Raw genomic sequence first — 3,713 nt, forward strand, 5'->3', positions numbered from 1 at the left:
GGATAAAGATCCTAATCCACAAACACCTAAGCCAGCAAATTTATCAATAATCCATGCCGCGCCAGGAACGCCTGAGCTTTCTTTCTTTGTAGATAAAGTAAAAAAGAATACGAAAGCATTAACGTACAACACGGTAATCGAATACCAATCAATCAGTTCAGGCAAACGGGAATTAAGCGTTACTAAAAAAGATGTATCCGATATTCTTGTAAAAGCCGATGTAACCCTGGCCGCAGATAAATCTTACTCGGTATTTGTTGCAGATAAAACAGGCAATGCACTTGTATTTGTTGCTGATGACCTAACTGCTCCAGCTGCTGATAAAGCAAAAATCCGTTTCATTAACTTAAGTCCTGATGCAGGCTCACTTGATTTGGCTGTTACCGGAAAAACAGAAGTACTTCTGGCTAAAAAAGCATTTAAAGAATCAACCGATTTCACCAATACCACAGAGGTGGGCGCCGAGATCAACTTTGAGATCAGAGAAAATGGCAAGACAACTGTACTTGCTACACTTCCAAAAGTTAAAATTGAAAAAGGAAAAGTATATACGATCTATGCAAAAGGCCTTAAAGCCGCAACAGACGACACCAAACTTGGTTTAACGGTTCTTACCAACAAATAACCTCCTATTATTTCTGGGGCTACACTTTCTTATTTATAAAAGCATTTGTGTAGCCCCATTTATGAATACCAGTTGGCGTAGAATATATAAATCCTGGAAGAGTGCTAAGAAAACTCCCGAAGCTTAAGGAAATTATTGCAGGCGTTGCTGATCAAAAAAACGCTTCAAAGGAAGTCATGTATAAAACCTACTATGGGTATTTAATGGCAGTTACCATGCGTTACATCAACAACAGAAGTGATTCGGAAGAACTTGTAAATGATACGTTTATCAAGATATTTAATCATATCACACAATTTCAGCTATTAGAATCTGCAATAGACCCCGAAAAAACATTTCGAGGTTGGATGGCAAAGATAGCCTCACGCAATTGCATAGATTACCTCCGTAAAAGGAGAACCATCAACGAGGAATTTGACGATATAGGCGAAGAAAAGCATCCACAGATCTATAGTCGTGCATTAGATCAGCTGTATGTTGAGGACATCTTAAAATTACTTAATACACTTCCTGAGTCGCAAAGGATAATCTTTAATATGTTCGAAATCGAGGGATTCTCTCATGATGAGATCTCAAAAACTTTAGGTATACCCGAAAATATCTGCAGAGTATACTTAGGCAGGGCTAAGCAAAAATTAAGAAAACTTTATAATGAATCTTTAATTGTTGAAGATGGAACATACGGATAGAGGGCTTGAAGTGATTAAATCACTTCTACAAAACAACGAAGAAGCCTACAAAGAAGGCTCATGGGAATCATTTTCAAAACAACAGCCGGCAAAAACTAAAACAAGCGGGTGGTATTGGTTTTCAGGAATTGCTGCGTCACTCCTGCTAATTTGCCTTGCTTTTTTATTCAGTTACAATCCCGATCCTAAACCGATACCATTAGTGAAGTTCAAAACTAAACCGGTGCAAAAAGAAATCATACAAGAAGTCCAGGTTAAAAAGCTCAATACAACCAATCATCACCCCGTTCAAATTAACAAAAAGCAAGCTAAAATTAGGCTTGTAAACAGTACGATTCCGGAACAAGATAAACCCATACCTGAAAATACCATGGTAGCGCAGGCAAAACCAAATGAAGAGCAGATTGATGCAGCTCGTGCACCTCGAAGCAAAAAAATAATTCCTTACACAACATACCAGGAAACCGAAAGCGCTAAAAAAACCAAAAAAGAACCTAATTGGATAGTTGGATTGGGCATGGCTACCGACTTTAGCAATTCAAAGAAATTGGGATTAGCATTTGAAGCCGTAGTAGGTTATGCCTTACATCCAAAAATCACGATAATGTTAGGCGCAGGCTATCGGGAATCCTCTGCTTTTAAAGATAATGATGGGCAGACCCTGAGCGCTACAGACGAAAAACAATTAGAATCGGCCACCGTTCGGTTATCAGGGGTCGAAATTCCATTAGGACTAAGATATAACGTTAACCAACGTCTATATGCCAAAGTTGGCGTTTCGGCCTTTGCAACTATAAAACAAAGGGGTGAGCTAACTTATGTCAGTACAGTTTCCCACACGCAAAGTATTGTAGATCCAAATGGAGAAGTATACGATAAAACCTTTACCAGTGAAGAAAGATCCGTGGTAGACATTGAAGATCAACCTCAGAATAAAGAAAAATACAAAAGCTTTATCAATATCTCTTTCGGGTACAAGTATCCTTTCTTAAAAAACAGAACCATTACGCTTGAACCTTTCTTTAAATTACCCATGCAAAGTTCTAAAATAGAAAATGTAAAGTTTTCGTCTGCCGGATTAAGGCTTGGTATCGATTTTTAGAGCCCTAGAACATAATATTCTTCAAAACAATAGGTAAATTGCATCTATAAGATTTTATTTACCATGGAAACTATAGAAATCAACCACGACATTCCAGTAATTTATGTAACGGCCTCTTCTTTTCCAGACGGAGTAATGGCCGCTCACCAAAAATTGCATTCACTTGTATCATTTAACGAAAACCGACAATATTTCGGTCTTTCACGTCCCGAGAACGATGGAGGCATTATTTATAAAGCCGCAGCCGAAGAATTGCAACCTGGTGAAGCCAAAGCCCTTGGGTTGGAAACAATATCCATAAAGGCCGGTAGATACAGCTGTATCACCATTACTGATTTCATGAAAGATATACCAGCCATAGGCAAAGCCTTTGACCAATTAACCGATCTGCCGGGAATTGATATGGAAGGATACTGTGTTGAACTCTACCCCAATCAAACAGATGTAAAGTGCATGATAAGGATGCAAGATTAGAATACCAACAGTACATTTTCTATTTTTGCCCGCTGATCCTTAATACTTTTTTTCATCACCTCCAACGCATGATCCGAGATTTGCCAGCCTAATGGCAGCACAGGCCAGTTGCCCGCAATCATCTCCCGTGTGGGCTGAATTTTGTTATAGCTCCACCCTTTCATTTTTTGTCGCGCTGCCATCACCTTATTAATCGTATCAGCCTTAAGTGCATTACTACTAATGGTCTCCAAAATCCCCAATGCCGGAGCTACTACCTCATACAAATTCTTATCCTGAGTTGGATACTCAACAGATAGAATGCTATTAGAAATCGAAAGCACATTTATCGTAACATTCAGCCCCGCAAACTCATCTTCTGCAAGCACCCGCTCAAATACAGCAATCACCTGCCTCGAGGTCTCTGCGCCAGAATTTTCCAGTGTTCCGCCATCAGTAAAATGATGCTTCTCATCAAACTTACCTGTCGGACATACATACGGAAAACGCGCACTCAGGAAAGCGGCTGCAGAAAGTGGCAGGTCAAGTTTTTTTGCCCTCATCAAATCCTGTATAAAAACACAGCTTGGAAAATCATCCTTCTCTAACAACACAGGAGCAACAATTCCCTTCTTACCCGTATTAATATCATAGGTATTGGAAAAAAGCAAGGGCAAGTCCATATTATCCTTCTTCCAGGCCTCTCTTAATGTGATATCATAGTCCATTCCAAACTTATCCTTCAGTATCCCCTCAAAACCTCGTTCCTGCAGGCGCGAACGATCGTCATACCAATTCCCTCCAATCATGGTCAAAAACAGGTCCCTTCCAAAAACCCCCACTA

The 3,713-nt window shown here is 39.7% G+C and carries 5 protein-coding genes; 4 read left to right on the top strand and 1 reads right to left on the bottom strand.

Going from position 1 to position 3,713, the window contains the following annotated elements; translation table 11 throughout:
- The 4 genes from AC1DDX_RS25220 to AC1DDX_RS25235 all read left to right on the top strand — a co-directional run.
- The coding region (locus AC1DDX_RS25220) for a DUF4397 domain-containing protein (RefSeq protein ID WP_477622808.1) at window positions 1-625 on the top strand (625 nt) is incomplete at its 5' end.
- A gap of 101 nt (window positions 626-726) precedes the next feature.
- Window positions 727-1,314 (top strand): RNA polymerase sigma factor, encoded by a 588-nt coding sequence (locus AC1DDX_RS25225; protein ID WP_172662566.1) that lies wholly within the window; start codon window positions 727-729, stop codon window positions 1,312-1,314.
- Complete coding sequence (locus AC1DDX_RS25230) at window positions 1,298-2,416, top strand: outer membrane beta-barrel protein (RefSeq protein WP_337715947.1); 1,119 nt, start codon at window positions 1,298-1,300, stop codon at window positions 2,414-2,416. The genes AC1DDX_RS25225 and AC1DDX_RS25230 overlap by 17 nt, the downstream gene beginning before the upstream one ends.
- Before the next feature lie 63 nt (window positions 2,417-2,479).
- Entirely contained in the window at window positions 2,480-2,890 is a 411-nt protein-coding gene (locus AC1DDX_RS25235; protein ID WP_172662564.1) for a transcriptional regulator, read from the top strand.
- Here the strand turns inward: AC1DDX_RS25235 and AC1DDX_RS25240 are convergent.
- Window positions 2,887-3,713 (bottom strand): hypothetical protein (locus AC1DDX_RS25240; protein WP_477622809.1); only part of this gene is annotated, 827 nt, incomplete at its 5' end. The genes AC1DDX_RS25235 and AC1DDX_RS25240 overlap by 4 nt on opposite strands.

The organism is Pedobacter sp. 10L46_2, assembly GCF_056395165.1.